Here is a 17,491-nt window from a genome sequence, read left to right on the forward strand (position 1 = left end):
AAAAAATCCAGATGCGTCATTTTCAAACAATTGAAATTGACGTTTACGTCAAAGTAAATATCATTAAACGCACTCAGACGCCGATTTTGGACAATTCGACGCATTTGCGACAGTTGCTAACTCTGTAAGAGGATAAAGGCGAATGACGGGAACAGGCAAATCCTATTGCATGCTGCCCAGCGCTGGCCAAACGGCCGGTTGATGGGTATTCGCTATAGGATTATGCGTAAAAACAATTGGATGCATCATCCGCACTATCGTAGTGAAACGTTGATGTCATACCGAACGGAGGGATGAATGTCCGAAGCCCCAGAGCATGCGAACCAGGAGCTTCCCGAACGCGAAAGCATGGAATTTGACGTTGTGATCGTCGGCGCAGGCCCTGCGGGTCTTGCCGCGGCGATCCGCTTGAAGCAGGTCAATCCAGAGCTTTCGGTCGTGGTCCTTGAAAAGGGCGGGGAAGTCGGTGCGCATATCCTGTCTGGCGCCGTTGTCGATCCAGTGGGTATCGACCAGCTTTTGCCAGACTGGCGCGACGATGAGGGGCATCCTTTCAAGACGCCGGTGACGGACGATCATTTCCTGCTGCTCGGGCCTGCGGGTTCGGTGCGTTTGCCAAACTTTGCCATGCCGCCTTTGATGAACAATCACGGCAATTACATCGTGTCGCTTGGCAATGTCTGCCGCTGGCTCGGCACGAAGGCTGAAGAGCTGGGCGTCGAAATCTATCCGGGCTTTGCCGCAACCGAAGTTCTCTACAATGACGAAGGCGCGGTCATCGGTGTGGCCACCGGCGATATGGGCGTCGAGCGCGACGGCACGCATGGGCCGAACTATACGCGCGGCATGGCGCTGCTCGGCAAGTACACGCTGATCGGCGAAGGCGCGCGCGGTTCGCTGGCCAAGCAATTGATCTCGAAGTTCAAGCTGGATGAAGGCCGCGAGCCGGGCAAGTTCGGCATCGGCCTCAAGGAATTGTGGCAGGTCGATCCGTCCAAGCACAAGCCGGGTCTGGTGCAGCACTCGTTTGGCTGGCCGCTCGATATGAAGACCGGCGGCGGCTCGTTCCTCTATCATCTTGAAGACAATATGGTTGCGGTCGGCTTCGTGCTGCACCTCAACTACAAAAACCCGTATCTGTCGCCGTTTGAAGAATTCCAGCGTTTCAAGACACATCCGGCCATCAAGGATGTCTTCGAAGGCGGCAAGCGTCTGTCCTATGGCGCGCGCGCTATCACCGAAGGCGGCTTCCAGTCGGTGCCGAAACTGTCCTTCCCGGGCGGCGCGCTGATCGGTTGCTCGGCAGGTTTCGTAAACGTGCCGCGCATCAAGGGCAGCCACAATGCGGTTCTGTCGGGCATTCTCGCCGCCGACAAGCTGGCGGAAGCCATTGCTGCCGGCCGCGCTAATGACGAGCCGGTCGAGATCGAAAACAGCTGGCGTTCGAGCCTGATCGGCAAAGACCTGAAGAAGGTTCGCAACGTCAAGCCGCTGTGGTCGAAGCTTGGTACGGTGGCAGGCGTCGCTCTGGGCGGTCTCGATATGTGGACCAACCAGCTGTTTGGTTTCTCGTTCTTCGGTACGCTCAAGCACGGCAAGAACGACGCGCAGTCGCTCGAACCGGCAGCAAAGCACAAGAAGATCGATTATCCGAAGCCCGATGGCGTTCTGACCTTCGACCGTCTGTCGTCGGTGTTTCTGTCGAACACCAACCATGACGAGAACGAACCGATCCATCTGCAAGTCCGCGACATGCAGTTGCAGACATCGTCGGAACACGATGTTTTTGCTGGCCCGTCGACGCGCTATTGCCCGGCAGGCGTTTATGAGTGGGTGGACAAGGACGGAAATTCGGCTGCTGATCCAAGCGCCAAGGATGTCCGTTTCGTCATCAACGCGCAGAACTGCGTGCATTGCAAGACGTGCGACATCAAGGACCCGAACCAGAACATTAACTGGGTGCCGCCACAAGGCGGTGAAGGACCAGTCTACGTGAACATGTAAGCATCTGTTTCTGTCGCAAAACGCTAACTCTTGTGGGTGCGTTTTGCGACAGAATGTCTTGCAGTCGAGCAACTGCTAGGTAGCATCCGGCAGGAAAATCGTGGCTTCCATGAATGTCACGGCGTTGCCGCGCAGAATAACGCGGTCCCCGACCAATTCGCAGTCGAGCCATCCTCCGCGCGCCGACGCCTGATAGGCGGTCAGCTTGTCGCGCTGCAATCGCGAAGCCCAGTAGGGCACAAGCGTGGCATGGATGGAACCTGTCACTGGATCTTCCGGAATTCCCGCCCCCGGAACAAAATAGCGCGACACGACATGCGCCTTTGCGCCGCCCACTTCCTGGCCTGTCACGACAAGACCGACGGAGCCGAGAAGGGCGATTGCCGCCAGGTCTGGAACGAATTTGCGCACGGCCTCGGCGCTGCCAAGATCGGCAAAGAAATTTTCGAAGTTGCGAAAGATGCGAACCGGCGGTTCAACGAAAATATCCGCAATTTCGTGTGGCAGCGCATCGATAGGTTCTGGCGACAGACGGGGAATATCGAGACTGTATCCGTTCGTCTCTCGCGATACGCTCAGTTCACCAACCCGCGTGTGGAAGACGAGCAATGTGTCCGCCTTTCCTGTGGTGAAGAGGACATGCGCTGTTGCGAGGGTGGCGTGGCCACAGAAATCAACCTCAAGCGCCGGGGCGAACCAGCGCAAATCCCATGCGCCATCGGGGCGGGCTTTGACAAAGGCGGTCTCAGCGAGATTATTCTCCTGCGCAATCGCCAGCATTTGCGCATCCGGCAGCCAGTCTTCAAGGACGAGGACAGCAGCCGGGTTTCCAGCGAAGACTCGATCGGTGAATGCATCGACCTGATACATTTGCATGCGGAAAGCTCCTTGCTGTGGATGATGCTGCCGTCGCTCGTGAAATTCAGCAGCAGCATCCACTGGGATTCCGCATCTTAGTCAAGGTCCGAACGCTGAGGCGTTCTATTGGAGCATAACGGACTGGGTTTCCGGCTCGTCTTCATCCGGGCGCACCGGCGCTGGAACGGAGAATTCCAGCCTTACGGGCAGATGATCTGACCCAGCATCTTCGCGGGCTGAAACCTTGGGCGAAACAATATCCGCACTGGTGAAAATCTGATCGAGAGGCAGGCCGAGATAGGGCGCCAGCGACACCGGCAGGAAGGATGGGAACCATGTTCCGCCAATGCCGGTCATATGCGTGGTCTTCGATGCGACCTCGACCCGGCGAACGGCATTGCTCCACGGCACGGCGTTGAGGTCGCCTGCAATGATCGTTGGCCCTGCCAATTGCTTCAGGCCCGGCTCGATATAGCCAAGCTGATAGGGCTGCCAGCGCGGCCATGGCCATGAAAAATGCAGCGAGGCCACATTGATATGCGTGCCGCCGAGATCAACAGGAGCGATGGCGAGCAATCCGTCACCGATGCAAACCGGCTGACCGCCTTCAACGAAGGGGCGGCGGGACAGAATGCCGACACCCCAGGTTCGCGAATCTTCACGGCAGCTGAGGTGATAGGGATAAGTGCCTTGAAGAATATCGAGCCATTTCGTCCACTGCTCGCTGGCTTCCTGATAGGCGATGATGTCCGGCTTTTCGCGGGCGATCATCTGCAAGATGCGCTTTGGCTCCGGATTGTCCTCGCGCAGATTGATCTGAACAAGGCTGTAGCGCGGCCCCGCTGTCTCGGCAGTGGTCGCGCCCGCCGAACCGCTGAGAAAATCGCGCGCCATGCCGAGCGTGGTGCTGAGCGCCATGATGGCGAACAGCAGCAGCATCGCGCCCTCGCGCCGCATCTTCGTGAAGAGCAGCGGCAGGGCGAGCACGATCATCAGGACGGCAAGATGCGCGCGAAAATGCGAAAATGTATCAAGCGCGGGATGAACCGCGCCGAGAAATCCCAGCACGAGCGGGACGGATACCGCCACGGCGGCAAGCAGCAACAGGAAGGGGATATTCTCACGGCTTTTCGACATGAGATGCCTTTAGGGATCGAATACGGCGTGATGATGGAAGGCGGAGGGAAGGGAGTAGGGGAATAGGGGAGTATGTTTTTTGTCAAATAGCTTCTTGGCGCTCCTGCATGAAGCAAGGCTCCAACATATTCCCCTACTCCCTTAATCTTACTGGAACGCCGTTTCGTAGAAGCTTCTGAGCTTTCGCGAATGCAGCCGTTCATCCGGCATGGCGGCGATCTTTTCGACCGCACGAATGCCAATGCGCAGATGCTGCGCCACCTGCCGCTTGTAGAACTCGGTGGCCATGCCCGGGAGCTTCAGTTCGCCATGGAGCGGCTTGTCCGAGACGCAGAGCAAGGTGCCGTAGGGCACGCGGAAACGGAAGCCATTGGCGGCGATGGTGGCTGACTCCATGTCGAGCGCAACGGCGCGTGCCTGCGAAAGACGCTGCACAGGGCCGCGCTGGTCGCGCAGTTCCCAGTTGCGATTGTCGATGGTGGCAACGGTGCCCGTGCGCATGATGCGCTTGAGGTCGTAACCTTCGAGGCCGGTGATTTCTTCGACCGCTTCTTCCAGCGCGACCTGAATTTCCGCCAGCGCGGGCAGGGGAACCCAGACCGGCAGGTCGTCGTCCAGCACGTGGTCCTCGCGCATATAGGCATGGGCCAGCACATAGTCGCCGAGCTGCTGGCTGTTGCGCAGACCTGCACAATGGCCGAGCATCAGCCATGCATGCGGACGCAGCACGGCAATATGGTCGGTGATCGTCTTGGCGTTGGAAGGCCCGACGCCGATATTGACCATGGTGATGCCAGAATGGTCGGAGCGCTGCAAATGATAGGCAGGCATCTGCGGCAGGCGCGCCAAAGGGGTGCTTTCGCTGGGCGCGGTTTCGCCTGCACGGGTAATCAGATTGCCCGGTTCCACGAATTGTTCGTAACCGCCGCCGCCTTGCGCCATCAGATCGCGGGCATAGGCGCAGAACTCGTCCATGTAGAACTGATAGTTGGTGAAGAGCACGAAGTTCTGAAAATGCGCCGGGCTCGTCGCCGTATAATGCGCCAGACGGTGCAGCGAATAGTCGATGCGCTGCGCCGTGAAGGGGGCAAGCGGCATGGGTTCGCCGGGGGCTGGTTCAAAATCGGCATTGACGATCTTGTCGTCGGTGGCAGCCAGATCCGGCACATCGAAAAGATCACGCAGCGGATGCTGAAAGGCGCTGGCGACGGAGGCCTCCACATAGGTGCCTTCCATGAAGGCGAAATGGATTGGGATCGGTGTGGAAGACTCACGCACCGTCACCGTCACGCCGTGATTGCGCATCAGCAGGCGGATCTGTTCATTCAGATAATGATCGAACAGATCGGGACGGGTAATGGTGGCGGAATAGTCGCCTGGCGTTGAAACATGGCCATAGGCCAGCCGCGAATCCACATGCGCGAAGCTCGACGTGGAAAGGCAAATCTCGGGGTAGAAAGCGCGATATCGCTGAGCCTGTATTTCGCCGCGCGCCACTTTCTCGAAAGCATCGCGCAGGAAGGCTGTGTTGCGATCATAAAGCTTTTGCAGGGCGGCAACCGCCGCGCTCGCATCTGTAAACACCTCTGGCTCGATCGGCGCTGGTGTTTTGATTTCGTTGAGAAATGGCTGTTCGATTCGCTGTGTCATGGCTCAGTATAGCAGAGTTCACGACGATGGAATGACGCAGTTATGCGGTTCGTTGCAGGCTGACATAAAGCACAAGGCCAATGCCGCTCATCTTGCTGTGCTGGCCGATTTGCGTATAGGCGAAGGTGGCGGCCGGACCGGTAAAAATCGCTGTGAAGAGGAACACCCGCAGGGCTATGCCCGCAGTGGAGCGGATGTTGGCGATCATGGCCGTGGCTCCGGCTTGACCTGGGCGGAAGCCAGCGGACCAAACACCGTCTGGTCACGATAGGTGTCGTGTTTCCTGTCGGCGAATACACCAGCGACAATCGCCAGTCCGGCGATCAGTAGCCATACAATCGTCAAGCGTCTCAGCAACATGAAAGCCCCCAAAAGGTTGAAATCCGTCCTTGTTGTTGCCCAGTTTAGCGAGCGCGCCTGAACCACATCTGAGGCGGACGTTCATGCGCGGTTCAAAAATATTGATGTTCCGTTAAATGCGCCGCATTGGCCTTGTGCCTGTCGAAATGGGTCTTATGTTTCCCATCATTGGAATGCGGGAAGGAACCCGCCCAAATCCGCCGCACACTCTCGAACGAGTTGGAGAAAGCCCATGGTTGAACAGACAAAGCCCATCGAGCTGTACTATTGGCCAACGCCGAATGGCGTCAAAATCAGCATCATGCTGGAGGAACTTGGCGTTCCCTACGAGGTCAAATACGTCAATATCGGCAAGGGCGATCAGTTCAAACCGGACTTCCTGAAGATTGCCCCGAACAATCGCATGCCGGCGATCATCGATCCCGAAGGTCCGGGCGGCGAGCCGATCTCCGTTTTCGAATCCGGCGCCATTCTTCAATATCTTGGGCGCAAATTCGGCAAGTTCTACCCGACGGACGAGCGCAAGCGCGTGGCCGTTGAAGAATGGCTGATGTGGCAGATGGGCGGACTGGGCCCGATGTCGGGCCAGGCGGGGCATTTCCGTCTCTATGCGCCGGAAAAGGTACAGTATGGCATCGACCGTTATACTAACGAGGTCAACCGTCTTTATGGCGTGCTCGATCGCCAGCTCGAAGGCAAGGATTATATTGCAGGCGAATATTCCATCGCCGACATGGCCAGCATCGGCTGGGTGAATGCTTTCAAAAACTACGAGCAGAACCTCGACGATTTCCCGAACGTGAAGCGCTGGTATGAAACCATGAATGCGCGTCCGGCTGTCGCGCGCGGTCTGGCGGTCGGGAAGGAAGAGCGGGAAAAGTCCAATCTGGCCAACGACAAGGAAGCGCAGAAGATTCTCTTCGGACAGAAAGCACGCTAGGCAAATAATAAAAGGAAAGGGCGGCTGTTCAGGCCGCCCTTTTCGTTTGGAAACAGTTGCCGACGGTTACTGGCGCGTCAGGCTTTCGCTCTTGCAGATCAGACCGCCGAGCACACAGCCCGATAAGGAGAGTGTGTTGCCCTTGACGGAAGCTTTGCCCGTATAGGTCTTGCCTTCGTCAAGCTTGTTCACTTCGCCCTTGTAGCTGCCATCTGTGCCGGACATGGTGCCGATGGACTTGCCTTTGTATTCGCCGGTCATGACCGTGCCGCAGAACTTGTTGCCGCCACAGGACGCGTAGCTGATGATCGTGCCGTTCGGGCGCTTCCAGCTGCCGACGATAGCTTCGTCAGCGAGAGCGGGCGCGGCGAAACTGGCTGCAAGTGTCATTCCAAGAATAAGAGTGCGGATCATTCATTCCTCCCAATGTGCGCCAGTCCCCTCCATCGGGCGGTGGCGCAAGCCGCTTCATTCATTTGTCGTGGTCGCCGTAACCGGGGTCTCCATGTGATCACCGGGCCTCAGCTCGTGCCACTCACCATGACGACAGTGTTCTCCCCATGTCGTCATGATTTACGCAAACGTAAACGTAAACGAGATTTCGCGAGATCGGAAGCGGAATTTTCGCGCTGGTGAGGGCGTCAGACGAGGGGATTGGATGTTATGTTTAAACACCGGAATGCACCATTCCCGTGACCTGAGATTGTCCTATGGTTATCATCCGGTTTCCACGCGCTGTACGGATTTGAATCGATTTTTCGAAAAAATCCAGCAATCCGCGAGGCTTGGATGTTTAACAAAATCCCAAGTTTACACCTTGTTGGGATTTTGTTGGTCAGACGTTAAGCATCTGGTTTAACGCGCATTTCAGCCCTGAGCTCTATTCTCTACATCATGAACGGAACGACAGAGACGGCAGTTTCAAAGCGGTCACAACCGCCACGAAAGAAAGACCGGACGGTTCTCGGGATTTAACAGGGACAAAGAAAAATGGCACAGTTTCAGAGCTTTACGCAGCAGCAAAAGATCGCATCGCAGGACCGCATTCTTCTGGAAATGGGCATGAAATATGCCATCGGTCGTGATTGCGAGATTGATGTGATCGCAGCCCATAAGTGGCTCAACATCGCCGCCATTCGGGGCAATGAAAAGGCCGCCCGGATGCGCAATCAGGTTGCTGCCACCATGAGCAAGACTGAACTGGCTGCTGCCCTTCGCGATGCGCGCGAATGGATGACCGCGCACTGAGACTGCGAAAGTCATTATCGGAAACAAAAAGCCGCCTTCGAAGGCGGCTTTTGTGCATCAGCTCATGCCGAGATAGCGGCCCGGCTTGTGATTGATCGCTACGATCAGGTTCATCGCCACGGCGCCGATGAGTGAAAGCGCCATATTCTGCCACGGTATGAAAAACAGCGACGCCAGCATAATCACCAGATCTAGGCCGAGCTGAAACCAGCCCGCCCGAATTCCGTATGCATCCTGAAGATAAAGCGCCAGAATGTTAACGCCGCCGACGCCGGAGCGGTGCCGGAAAAGCGAAAGCACACCCATTCCCATCAAGGTTCCGCCCATCAGCGCGGCAAATAGCGGATTAACGGCGCTGAAGTCGACGCTCTGCGGTATCAGCCAGGCGAAGCCTGACAGCATGCCAACCGCCACGAAGGTGCGGATCGTGAATGGCCGTCCCATGCGCCGGACGGCAAAATAATAGAAGGGCAGGTTGATCAGGAAATAAAGCAACCCGAAATTCGTCCCCGTGGCATATTGAATGAGAAGGGCGATGCCAGCCGTGCTGCCGGTCATCAAGGTTGCATGGCTGTAAAGATTGATGCCGAGTGCGATGAAAGACGTGCCGATGAGCATGGCCATGGCATCTTCGTAAAGGCGATGACGGTCGAGGTTCATGACACTGGGCGCGCCAGCAAGCGGAGCGGCGCTATCTGCGATATCGGCCACGTTCGGACTCCAACAGCGAGAGCCGGGAAGTCGGCTCGAAAAAAGTCAAAAGTCGGATCGGGGTCCGACGCTCATTTTAACTGATCTTTGCGCTGTGCCGCGGTGTCGTTGCTTCGATGATCGCACACGAGCGTCAAGTCTTGGGAGACATGCGAAATATAGCAGTGTGAGAGCGGCTTGGCATCATTTGCAATATTGCTATTTTAAGCCAGCCTTGATCGGCTCCCTAAACTTTAGGGGCGGTTTGCTTTTGTTTTGTTTCGCGACGAATGCCGTCGAGAAATGCGTCCACGTCACGTGGGCTGCGCAAATGGCGCTTTATCAGGTGATTTGGAGCCTGTTTCATGAATTTGAGCGCTCGAATCCGCCCGTTTTTACGGTAATTGACCACCCATTTGATGAAATCCCAGTCGAAACGTTCCGGGCAGCCATCGCCCATATCCGGTCGCGTGCGACCATGATATTTCAGGATCCGACGAACAACCCTCACAAGGCGTCGTCCGGTCGAGATATCGAGGAAAATGAGCATGTCGGCGCGTAAAGCGCGATGGGGCATGGTATGGCTGTGATTGCCTTCGAAAACCCAGTGAGCACCGTCCGCCGCATCGTTGGTCAGGCGAGCGATTTCATCAAGCGGGCGCATGACCCATCCGGGCTGCCAGTAGATGGTGTCGATGTGAATGACGGGCAGGTCCAGCAACTGGCCCAGCTCCCGCGCCAGCGTCGATTTTCCAGAACCGGCCCCGCCGAAAATCATGATCCGCTGTATCATCCCACACCGTCCTTAATGCAGTTTCCGCTTAAATAGAAAACGGTCAATTTGATGACGTTACTATGTCGTTACTATGAAGGGGGTAGCCATAACGGGCCGAAAATGACCGTTAGAAAATTTGTATTGCCCGGACCTGTAATATTAAGCAAACGATTGACAGTCAATTTCGCCAGGAGCAATGTTGGCGCGGAAAAGGAATGAACGGGAGCAATAGGTTGAGCCTGATTTCTTCTTAATTCCAGCATATGTGGAGAAAGATGAAATTTCCGACATATGCAAATGAGATTGGTCGTGAAGCATCAATCCGGTGCCTTGCGATCCAAGGGCCGTATTCGATAGGGAGTGACGCAATGTCCATTCGAACCATCACAGCTTTGGCAGGCACCGCCATTATTATGGGTGCAGCGGCTTTCACTTTTTCATCGCCCGCAAGCGCGTTGACGATGAAGGAATGTAGCACCAAGTATCAGGCCGCCAAAGACGCCGGAACGCTCGGCAATCTGAAGTGGAACGACTTCCGCAAAGCCCAGTGCGGTGACGCTGCTTCAGCTGCGCCTGCCGCGGCAGCGCCAGCCGCCAAGACTGCAAAGACGGCAGCTCCTGCGGCTGATGACAGCGCCAAGGGCCTGACGATGAAGCAGTGCAGCACCAAATATCAGGCTGCAAAGGATGCAGGCACGGATAATGGCGTGAAATGGAACGATTTCCGCAAGGCTGAGTGCGGTGCGGGTGCAGATCCTGTTGCGCTGAGCACGGATGGCAATTCGGAACCAACAGCGCCGACGGCCGCTGCTCCGAAAGGCATGAAGTTCCCAACTGCCGTTTCCGCAAAATATTCGAGCGAATCGGCTGGCAAAGCACGCATGCACACCTGCCTCGAGCAGTATCATGCATTGAAGGATGCCAATGCACTTGGCGGCCTGAAGTGGGTGCAGAAGGGCGGCGGCTATTACAGCCTCTGCAATGCACGCCTCAAGGGCAATTCCTGATCGATATTGATTCGATATCGCTAAGAAAAAGAGGGGCCGTGAGGCCCCTTTATTTTTGCTTCGAGAACCATCCGGTCAACGCGACACTCAGCCAACCGAGGATCATCAGGCTTCCACCGGTTGGTGCAGCAAGCGGGAACAATCGGTTGCCAGTGATGTCGCGCATGAAAAGATCGCCGCAGAAGAGCGCGAGGCCGACGACCAGAAGCGCGCCGCCGAGTGTGGCAGCACGGCTTGCGGGTGCAAACAGGGCCAGCACGAGCAGGGCTGGTGCGTGACCGAGCAGCAAAGGCGCTATGCTGCCGAGGTGGTTTTCGCCGCCGTGCGCAGCGCCAGCATAGGCTGCGATTGCCAGCGCACCGCATAATCCGCCAACTGTGCTGAAAAGAACGTTATGGGGTCTGCCATTCGATAAACTGGGCATGATGGCTCGCTATTCAAACAGTTTCGGTGCTTTTGACGGACTGGCGGGCGTCTTCCAATGCGCCGGGCAGGGCGGCTTCAAAAACGTCCAGCTGTTCTTCGATTCCCACACTCACACGGATGCAGCGGTCGAGAACCGGTGCGCCCGGCTTGCGCACGAAAACATCGCGCGCGATCAGCCCATTCATTATGGCGGTGGCGAAGGCTGCATCGCGGCCGCAATCAATAGTCACGAAATTGGTTGCCGACGGAATGGCGCTCAAACCGTTGGCTGCCGCAATCGCCGCGATACGGTCGCGACCGGCATGGATCTTTCCGACGACCTCCTTGAGATAGGCTTGATCTGTAAGTGCGGCGATAGCTGCTGCCTGCGCAACGCGGTTCACGGCGAAATGGTCGCGAATCTTGTCGAAGGAGCGGATCGCCTCAGCGCAGCCGACAACATAACCGCAGCGAATGCCAGCCAGCCCATAGGCTTTGGAGAAAGTGCGCATGCGGAGAATGTTCGGGCGGTCTGTTTCAAATGGCGGGAAAGCCGAATCAGGTCCGGTCTCACAATAGGCTTCGTCCAGAATGAGCATCGTCGTTTCAGGAATGCCCTCGATGAAGGACTGAATATCAGCCCCTTCGTGCCAGGTTCCCATCGGGTTGTCGGGGTTGGCGACATAGACAATCGCGGCGTTTTCGCGCTTTGCAGCGGCGAGCAGCCCATCCAAGTCCGATTTATCATTGCGATAAGGGACCGTGACCAATGCGCCGCCGTAACCAGCGACGTGGTAATTGAAGGTCGGATAACCGCCAAGCGAGTTTATGACCTTGTCGCCTTCGCGGACATATTGCCGAACGACCAGTCCAAGCAGGGCATCGACGCCCGCGCCGGGCATAATATTCTCTGCTTTTACGCCGTGATGCGCTGCAATGGCTTGGCGCAGCTCGTAATTTTCCGGATCACCATATTTCCAGACTTCCGCAGCCTCGCGTTGCATCGCTTCAATCACCGATGGGGCGGGCCCGAAGCTGCTTTCATTCGCACCGATACGGGCTTTAAAAGGCTTGCCGCGCTGCAATTCCAGCGTTTCCGGGCCGATAAATGGCACGGTTGAAGGCAGCTTTTCCACAAGCGGGGTGAGGCGGGGTGATCCCATGGCGATATCCTGTCGGCTTTCAGTCAGGCAATGAAGGCGGCTTGGTCAGGCGAGATGGTCCGCAGTTGCTGCCGCATGACCGTTCGTCCTCCCGATTGAAAGGCATAGCAAGTCGTGCCCGCTGGTGCCACCAGAATGGTGAGGAAAGCGCCGAACGGATGTGCGGCAGTTTGTTGGCTGGCTATAGGCCAATGGAAATGCCGGGATTGTTATATGGCGTTTGCGATTGTTGGCTTTGCCGTCTTCATTTGCCTATCATCGCGCAGGGGCAACCCAATATTGTCGGCGCAAACCGACCGACATGAACCACAATTTAACGTCAGGCGTTGATTGCACGTTCGTTATGGTCGAGTGCGTTCCGATAGCGCGCGAATTTGTATGTTTCGTCACCAAGAGTATTTCGCGATTGGCGGGTCCGATCTCCTATCAGAACGGGCTAAGGTAATTTGGTTGGTATAGCCGCATTCTGCACGTGCCGTTTCCGGTTCGCCTGCTGTCCCGGCGCTCAAAAAGCACGATAGCGTAGAAACCAAAGAAAACTCGAATTTGTAGTCGCGCTGAGACGGCATAACGCTTGATACAAGCGCTCATCGGTCAGTATCTCTGAATTGCGATGCGACAAACGGAAAGCAGAGCATAGCTGCGATGTTTCAACATCAGTGCGGCGTAGGCGACTAGCTCAGGAATAACGCGGCCAACCCGAAACGCGTAATGCGGTTTGCAGCGAGCCTACTGAAGCTCAGCGCATTTTTCCTATAAATCCGACGAAGCACTCCGCTCCGTGTTTGGGGCTTCAAGCAAAATAACCACATTCTTGCGAATTCGCTTCGTGAGACGGTTGCTCAGCGTTTGCTGGAAATCCTTTAGTGGATCTCCAGCACTTTCACGCAAGAATCGAGATCGTGTGTCGCAAGATGCGCATATCGCATGGTCATCTGTAGTGTCTGATGGCCAAGCCACATCTGGACACGACGAATGTCGATACCGCCGCGAACGAGGCGCGAAGCACAGGTGTGGCGCAGAATATGCGGTACGACCTGATCGTCAGTGCCCAGGCCGACTTCCATCTTGGCTTCGTTCCAGATCTGGCGAAACCGGACCTGATTGAGCATAGCGAAGGGCCCTTTAAGCCGTTCGTGTGCAATCTTTGTCGCCTTTCCCGCGCGGCGGGTGAGGGGAACCGTTCGACTTCTGTTGGATTTGGTGAGCCAGAAGGTGACGCGATGGTCCTGCAAATCATTCCACGTCAGTCCGATGGCTTCGCCAAGACGGCAGCCTGAGTCTACAAGGAACACTGCAAGACGGAAGCTGTCCTCACAGCGCGATTTAATCGCGGCGAACAGGCGCTTTTCTTCCTCATACTCGAGAAAGCGGATGCGTCCCACCCGTTCTTTCTGTCGGACAAACTCCGGCAGACTGTAGATATCCCCCATTTTATGCGCCTTTCGCAGCAGCTTGCTCAGCGCAGCCATCTTTCTGTTGATGGTTGCATTGCTGTTGCCGCGCTCACGAAGCGTGCCAATAAGGGAATCAAGCATTTCCTGATCGAAACCTGAAAAGCGTTCGCCCTTCAGAATTTCGTCGATCTCGCCGAGAAACGACCTAACATTATATTTGTGCGAGCCGTCATCCCACAGAATGTTTATGTATTTTCCCGTCAGCTCGGCGATAGAGAATTTCTCTACGAGCCTATGGTTTTGGCTTCTGTCGGATGTGTAGTTCAGATTGTAATCAATGATCGGCGCATATTTGTCGCCAGAACCGACTACGGTTTCCCCAATAGTTATCATTTTGCGCCCCCCGGCATTCTGCGGGTTGCACAACTAATGGAATAATTAAAGAAGCACAAGATAAGTAGGCTAACTTTATGCAGAGACATGGTGCGATCCTTGTTTCAGGCCCCCCGTTTGTCCCCAATTTCCAGTTTCTCGATAACTCCCCTTGTCACCGCCCGTTCAAAATCCCCATTTTGATGCGGGTGATTTCACAGCTCTGTATGCACTGATTCTATGATTGCAGACGCCAGCGGTTTCCCGCTGGCGTCTTTGATTCAGACGTTGGTCTGATTAGAACGAACGCTGGAAGCGAACGATGCCGCCGAAAGCGTTCTTCTCGTCGACGAGGTCGCGCCATTCGCCACCGAACTTGGTGTAGGAAACTTCTGGCGTGATGGTGAAACCAGGAACCAGCTCGTAAGCGACGTTAGCCGTAACTGCGGTTTTGCCCCAGTCGTCGTGTGCGCCCTGAATGTTGATGACAGCCTTGTCGGTTGCCTTGAACTTCGCGCCGCCCCAGACAGCCCAATCGCCGCCCCACATGCCGTACATCTGGTCCGGAGCTTCTTCCGAAGCATATGCACCCTGCAACCAAACCGAGAAACGGTCGGTGATGTTTACGTCGCCGCGAATCTTGGCAGCCCACTCTTCGATAACCGAGTCGTAAGCTACGACACCAGCGATCGAACCCCAGCCGCCAGCATACTTCAGGCCCCCAACAACGTGCGGCATGTAGCCGTCGATCGTGAAGCCATCGTCGCCCTGTTCGAGAGCGATGACAGCCGAGAAGCCGTTGCCGCCAGTGAAGGTGTACGAGATCTTGCCGGTCTGGTAGCCGCCAACTGCAACCACGTCATCGTTGATGACATCGCCGAGGTAACCGGTGAAGGTCTGGAATTCCGACTCATCAATACCGACCTTCAGGCCGCCGAGCTCGATATAGGCGAACTGCAGAGCAACATCAGAGCCGGTGAAGCCGTAGTCGCCGTCATGACGCGAGTTAGCTGCGCCGTAGTTGAAGCGGGTTTCCGTGTAGGTCTTCAGGGTGCCGTATTCGGTTTCCGAAGCTGTCGAGGTGCGGAGCGCGAAACGAGCGCCCTTGTCCCAGCCCTTACGGTCGAGACCGGTGTAGACGTCATCGCCACCCTTTACGTCGTAACGGACGTAACCATGGATGCGCAGGCAGGTTTCGGTGCCTGGGATGTAGAAGTAGCCGGCGCCGTATGCGTCGCAAACGCGAACATATTCAACGGCTTCGGGCTCTGGCGCGACGATTGCGTCGGCAGCCTGAGCGCCGGAAGCTGCAACCAGAGCTGCAGCGGAGCCGAGAAGAAGGCTCTTGATGTTCATTTCTGACCTCCAGTCAAGAATCGACGCCAAGTCAGAAAACAGTGTTAATTCAAATACTTATGGATTATAACGATTTAGCTTGTCAAAAAACAAGATCAACACGCCGTCGACGGAGAGCGCTAGAATCGGCCCAACGCGATGATAAGGTCTGCATTCTTCATGGAAGGATTGGTGTGCGCTGGCAGCGCAGTGGCGGAGAGGATGGGATTCGAACCCACGAGACCCTTATGAGGTCTACTCCCTTAGCAGGGGAGCGCCTTCGACCACTCGGCCACCTCTCCGGTAAGGGCGAGATAGCCGGTACGTGGCGGCATTTCAAGCGATTTACGCAGTAGCTGGTAAAATTTCCTGAGAATTATACCCTTTATATATAAGGCAATCACGGTGCAGGGCCGATTTGTGGCGATTCAAGCACGTCTTCTTCGATAGGCTGTCGCATAATGATGTCATCAAGAGTGCAAGAGATTCGGCTTCTTGAAAGAAGAATCGCCAGTCCGCTGCCATCTGAAGGACACTTTCCAATCCCCAGGCCGTAAACGAGGGAATCTCGAGGCAGGTTAAGCGCCCAAACTGAAAAAACGCACGTTTTCAATCGTTAAGATCGATTAATTTCTATTTACTAATGTTAATAAAGCCTAAAGAACCCCACTCAAAGCTGACAATTTCGTGTCTTTTCTGCAACAACCATTCTGCATAGAGGCGCTACTGGGGCAGGTAAGCCGTATTCGGTGTTGAAACGAGAGAGCGGGCGAGTATCTTCACATCCAGAAGAAGGAGCGCTTCGGGGCGACTTTTTCACAAGGGGATGGGGACAGGTTGTCCTTCAGCCAAATCAAAATGCCCAGACCCGTTTTTAACTTTGACTGGAGGTCAGAAATGAACATCAAGAGCCTTCTTCTCGGCTCCGCTGCAGCTCTGGTTGCAGCTTCCGGCGCTCAGGCTGCCGACGCAATCGTCGCGCCAGAGCCCGAAGCCGTTGAATATGTTCGCGTTTGCGACGCATACGGCGCCGGCTACTTCTACATCCCAGGCACCGAAACCTGCCTGCGCATCCATGGTTACGTCCGTTACGACGTAAAGGGCGGCGACAACGTCTATTCCGGTCAGGACCGTGAAGGTTGGGACAAGGCAGCTCGTTTCGCGCTCCGCACCTCGACCGCTTCGGAAACCGAACTCGGCACCCTGAAGACGTTCACCGAAACCCGCTTCAACTACGGCGCTTCGAATTCGCGTGAAGACGGCGTTTACGGCACGACCAGCTCTGACGTTACGATGCAGTTCGCCTATATCGAACTCGGCGGCCTGAAGGTCGGTATCGATGAGTCGGAATTCCACACCTTCACCGGTTACCTCGGCGACATCATCAACGATGACGTGGTCTCGGCTGGCGCATACCGCACGGGCAAGATCTCGTACACCTTCACCGGTGGCAACGGCTTCTCGGCTGTCATCGCTCTCGAACAGGGTGGCGACAACGACGGCGGCTACAACGGTACTTCTGACTACGCAATCGACGGTTACATGCCGCACGTTGTTGGTGGCCTGAAGTATGCTGGCGGCTGGGGTTCGATCGCTGGCGTCGTAGCTTACGACTCGGTTATCGAAGAATGGGCTGCCAAGGTTCGTGGCGACGTCAACATCACAGACCGTTTCTCGGTTTGGTTGCAGGGCGCGTATGCTTCGGAAGAATCTCCGGACCAGATGTACGGCCAGTGGGGCGGCGAATGGGCCGTCTGGGGTGGTCTGAAGTTCAAGGCAACCGACAAGGCTACCTTCAACCTTCAGGGTGCGCATGACGACTGGGGCAAGACCGCAGTTGCTGCAAACGTTGCATACGAACTCGTTCCTGGCTTCACGATCACGCCGGAAGTTAACTGGACCCGTTTCAGTGACGAATGGCGCAATAATGAAGCTGGCATTAGTGCAGCTCGCACCATCACCGAAAAAGATGCTGTTGGCGCGACGATCCGCTTCCAGCGTTCGTTCTAATCCTATACGGATTGGTAAAAAGAAACCCGGCAGCTCAGCTGCCGGGTTTTTTGTTGTTCGCCGATTCGAACAGCCCTTGCATTTGTGGAATGTCCTGTCTTTGTACGAACGAGCTATTGCAATGCGCCGCTCAGAAGAAG

At 55.9% G+C, this 17,491-nt stretch carries 17 protein-coding genes and 1 tRNA gene; 5 read left to right on the top strand and 13 right to left on the bottom strand.

The genetic code is table 11. The features are described 5' to 3' along the window. The first annotated feature begins 297 nt into the window (after nt 1–297). A complete protein-coding gene (locus FHW03_RS07535) occupies nt 298–2,004 on the top strand; it encodes an electron transfer flavoprotein-ubiquinone oxidoreductase (protein ID WP_182520094.1) in 1,707 nt (568 codons plus the stop codon). A gap of 75 nt (nt 2,005–2,079) precedes the next feature. On the opposite strand, the gene FHW03_RS07540 is transcribed toward FHW03_RS07535, so the two are convergent. The 5 genes from FHW03_RS07540 to FHW03_RS07560 form a co-directional block, all read right to left on the bottom strand. Next, nucleotides 2,080–2,880 carry a PhzF family phenazine biosynthesis protein gene (locus FHW03_RS07540; RefSeq protein ID WP_182520095.1) on the bottom strand — a complete coding sequence of 267 codons (801 nt, stop codon included), beginning with the start codon at nt 2,878–2,880 and terminating at the stop codon, nt 2,080–2,082. 105 nt (nt 2,881–2,985) lie between these two features. Then, entirely contained in the window at nt 2,986–3,999 is a 1,014-nt protein-coding gene (locus FHW03_RS07545; RefSeq protein WP_182520096.1) for an endonuclease/exonuclease/phosphatase family protein, read from the bottom strand. A gap of 147 nt (nt 4,000–4,146) precedes the next feature. Continuing rightward, nucleotides 4,147–5,649: an AMP nucleosidase gene (locus tag FHW03_RS07550; RefSeq protein ID WP_182520097.1), complete on the bottom strand. Its 1,503-nt coding sequence runs from the start codon at nt 5,647–5,649 to the stop codon at nt 4,147–4,149. 40 nt (nt 5,650–5,689) lie between these two features. After that, nucleotides 5,690–5,857: a hypothetical protein gene (locus tag FHW03_RS07555; RefSeq protein WP_171058772.1), complete on the bottom strand. Its 168-nt coding sequence runs from the start codon at nt 5,855–5,857 to the stop codon at nt 5,690–5,692. Then, complete coding sequence (locus FHW03_RS07560; protein ID WP_182520098.1) at nt 5,854–6,009, bottom strand: hypothetical protein; 156 nt, start codon at nt 6,007–6,009, stop codon at nt 5,854–5,856. Before FHW03_RS07560 ends, FHW03_RS07555 begins: the two co-directional genes overlap by 4 nt. A gap of 232 nt (nt 6,010–6,241) precedes the next feature. On the opposite strand from FHW03_RS07560, the gene FHW03_RS07565 reads away from it, so the two are divergent. Further along, nucleotides 6,242–6,949, top strand: coding sequence for a glutathione binding-like protein (locus tag FHW03_RS07565; RefSeq protein WP_182520099.1), 708 nt, complete (start codon nt 6,242–6,244; stop codon nt 6,947–6,949). A 66-nt stretch (nt 6,950–7,015) separates the two neighbouring features. On the opposite strand, the gene FHW03_RS07570 is transcribed toward FHW03_RS07565, so the two are convergent. Then, nucleotides 7,016–7,363 carry a DUF2147 domain-containing protein gene (locus FHW03_RS07570; RefSeq protein WP_182520100.1) on the bottom strand — a complete coding sequence of 116 codons (348 nt, stop codon included), beginning with the start codon at nt 7,361–7,363 and terminating at the stop codon, nt 7,016–7,018. A gap of 576 nt (nt 7,364–7,939) precedes the next feature. Between FHW03_RS07570 and FHW03_RS07575 the strand changes: the two genes are divergently transcribed. Continuing rightward, nucleotides 7,940–8,197, top strand: coding sequence for a sel1 repeat family protein (locus tag FHW03_RS07575; RefSeq protein WP_182520101.1), 258 nt, complete (start codon nt 7,940–7,942; stop codon nt 8,195–8,197). A 57-nt stretch (nt 8,198–8,254) separates the two neighbouring features. Here the strand turns inward: FHW03_RS07575 and FHW03_RS07580 are convergent, their stop codons facing one another. Both FHW03_RS07580 and FHW03_RS07585 read right to left on the bottom strand, forming a co-directional pair. After that, on the bottom strand, nt 8,255–8,908 hold the full coding sequence (locus FHW03_RS07580; protein ID WP_182520102.1) for a YitT family protein: 654 nt from the start codon (nt 8,906–8,908) through the stop codon (nt 8,255–8,257). A 226-nt stretch (nt 8,909–9,134) separates the two neighbouring features. After that, nucleotides 9,135–9,680, bottom strand: coding sequence for a DNA topology modulation protein FlaR (locus FHW03_RS07585; RefSeq protein WP_182520103.1), 546 nt, complete (start codon nt 9,678–9,680; stop codon nt 9,135–9,137). A 350-nt stretch (nt 9,681–10,030) separates the two neighbouring features. Between FHW03_RS07585 and FHW03_RS07590 the strand changes: the two genes are divergently transcribed. Continuing rightward, nucleotides 10,031–10,669, top strand: a complete 639-nt coding sequence (locus FHW03_RS07590) for an antifreeze protein (protein WP_182520104.1) — start codon at nt 10,031–10,033, stop codon at nt 10,667–10,669. A 49-nt stretch (nt 10,670–10,718) separates the two neighbouring features. Here FHW03_RS07590 and FHW03_RS07595 read toward each other — a convergent pair whose 3' ends face one another. The 5 genes from FHW03_RS07595 to FHW03_RS07615 form a co-directional block, all read right to left on the bottom strand. Then, complete coding sequence (locus FHW03_RS07595; RefSeq protein WP_182520105.1) at nt 10,719–11,093, bottom strand: DUF423 domain-containing protein; 375 nt, start codon at nt 11,091–11,093, stop codon at nt 10,719–10,721. A 13-nt stretch (nt 11,094–11,106) separates the two neighbouring features. Then, complete coding sequence (locus FHW03_RS07600; protein WP_182520106.1) at nt 11,107–12,237, bottom strand: pyridoxal phosphate-dependent aminotransferase; 1,131 nt, start codon at nt 12,235–12,237, stop codon at nt 11,107–11,109. 863 nt (nt 12,238–13,100) lie between these two features. Continuing rightward, entirely contained in the window at nt 13,101–14,027 is a 927-nt protein-coding gene (locus FHW03_RS07605) for a site-specific integrase (protein ID WP_182520107.1), read from the bottom strand. 276 nt (nt 14,028–14,303) lie between these two features. Then, complete coding sequence (locus FHW03_RS07610) at nt 14,304–15,362, bottom strand: porin (protein WP_182520108.1); 1,059 nt, start codon at nt 15,360–15,362, stop codon at nt 14,304–14,306. A gap of 190 nt (nt 15,363–15,552) precedes the next feature. After that, nucleotides 15,553–15,643 (bottom strand) — tRNA-Ser (locus tag FHW03_RS07615). Between the two features lie 595 nt (nt 15,644–16,238). Here FHW03_RS07615 and FHW03_RS07620 point away from each other — a divergent pair. Then, entirely contained in the window at nt 16,239–17,351 is a 1,113-nt protein-coding gene (locus FHW03_RS07620; RefSeq protein WP_182520109.1) for a porin, read from the top strand. The last annotated feature ends 140 nt before the right edge of the window (nt 17,352–17,491 follow it).

This window comes from Ochrobactrum sp. RH2CCR150 (assembly GCA_014138095.1).
Lineage (GTDB): Bacteria > Pseudomonadota > Alphaproteobacteria > Rhizobiales > Rhizobiaceae > Brucella > Brucella gambitense.

What these genes read in the sequence shown, in the direction of transcription:
- FHW03_RS07535 (WP_182520094.1), top strand. Translation starts at nt 298, where the DNA reads ATGTCCGAAGCCCCAGAGCATGCGAACCAGGAGCTTCCCGAACGCGAA.
- FHW03_RS07540 (WP_182520095.1), bottom strand. Translation starts at nt 2,880, where the DNA reads ATGCAAATGTATCAGGTCGATGCATTCACCGATCGAGTCTTCGCTGGA.
- FHW03_RS07545 (WP_182520096.1), bottom strand. Translation starts at nt 3,999, where the DNA reads ATGTCGAAAAGCCGTGAGAATATCCCCTTCCTGTTGCTGCTTGCCGCC.
- FHW03_RS07550 (WP_182520097.1), bottom strand. Translation starts at nt 5,649, where the DNA reads ATGACACAGCGAATCGAACAGCCATTTCTCAACGAAATCAAAACACCA.
- FHW03_RS07555 (WP_171058772.1), bottom strand. Translation starts at nt 5,857, where the DNA reads ATGATCGCCAACATCCGCTCCACTGCGGGCATAGCCCTGCGGGTGTTC.
- FHW03_RS07560 (WP_182520098.1), bottom strand. Translation starts at nt 6,009, where the DNA reads ATGTTGCTGAGACGCTTGACGATTGTATGGCTACTGATCGCCGGACTG.
- FHW03_RS07565 (WP_182520099.1), top strand. Translation starts at nt 6,242, where the DNA reads ATGGTTGAACAGACAAAGCCCATCGAGCTGTACTATTGGCCAACGCCG.
- FHW03_RS07570 (WP_182520100.1), bottom strand. Translation starts at nt 7,363, where the DNA reads ATGATCCGCACTCTTATTCTTGGAATGACACTTGCAGCCAGTTTCGCC.
- FHW03_RS07575 (WP_182520101.1), top strand. Translation starts at nt 7,940, where the DNA reads ATGGCACAGTTTCAGAGCTTTACGCAGCAGCAAAAGATCGCATCGCAG.
- FHW03_RS07585 (WP_182520103.1), bottom strand. Translation starts at nt 9,680, where the DNA reads ATGATACAGCGGATCATGATTTTCGGCGGGGCCGGTTCTGGAAAATCG.
- FHW03_RS07590 (WP_182520104.1), top strand. Translation starts at nt 10,031, where the DNA reads ATGTCCATTCGAACCATCACAGCTTTGGCAGGCACCGCCATTATTATG.
- FHW03_RS07595 (WP_182520105.1), bottom strand. Translation starts at nt 11,093, where the DNA reads ATGCCCAGTTTATCGAATGGCAGACCCCATAACGTTCTTTTCAGCACA.
- FHW03_RS07600 (WP_182520106.1), bottom strand. Translation starts at nt 12,237, where the DNA reads ATGGGATCACCCCGCCTCACCCCGCTTGTGGAAAAGCTGCCTTCAACC.
- FHW03_RS07605 (WP_182520107.1), bottom strand. Translation starts at nt 14,027, where the DNA reads ATGATAACTATTGGGGAAACCGTAGTCGGTTCTGGCGACAAATATGCG.
- FHW03_RS07610 (WP_182520108.1), bottom strand. Translation starts at nt 15,362, where the DNA reads ATGAACATCAAGAGCCTTCTTCTCGGCTCCGCTGCAGCTCTGGTTGCA.
- FHW03_RS07620 (WP_182520109.1), top strand. Translation starts at nt 16,239, where the DNA reads ATGAACATCAAGAGCCTTCTTCTCGGCTCCGCTGCAGCTCTGGTTGCA.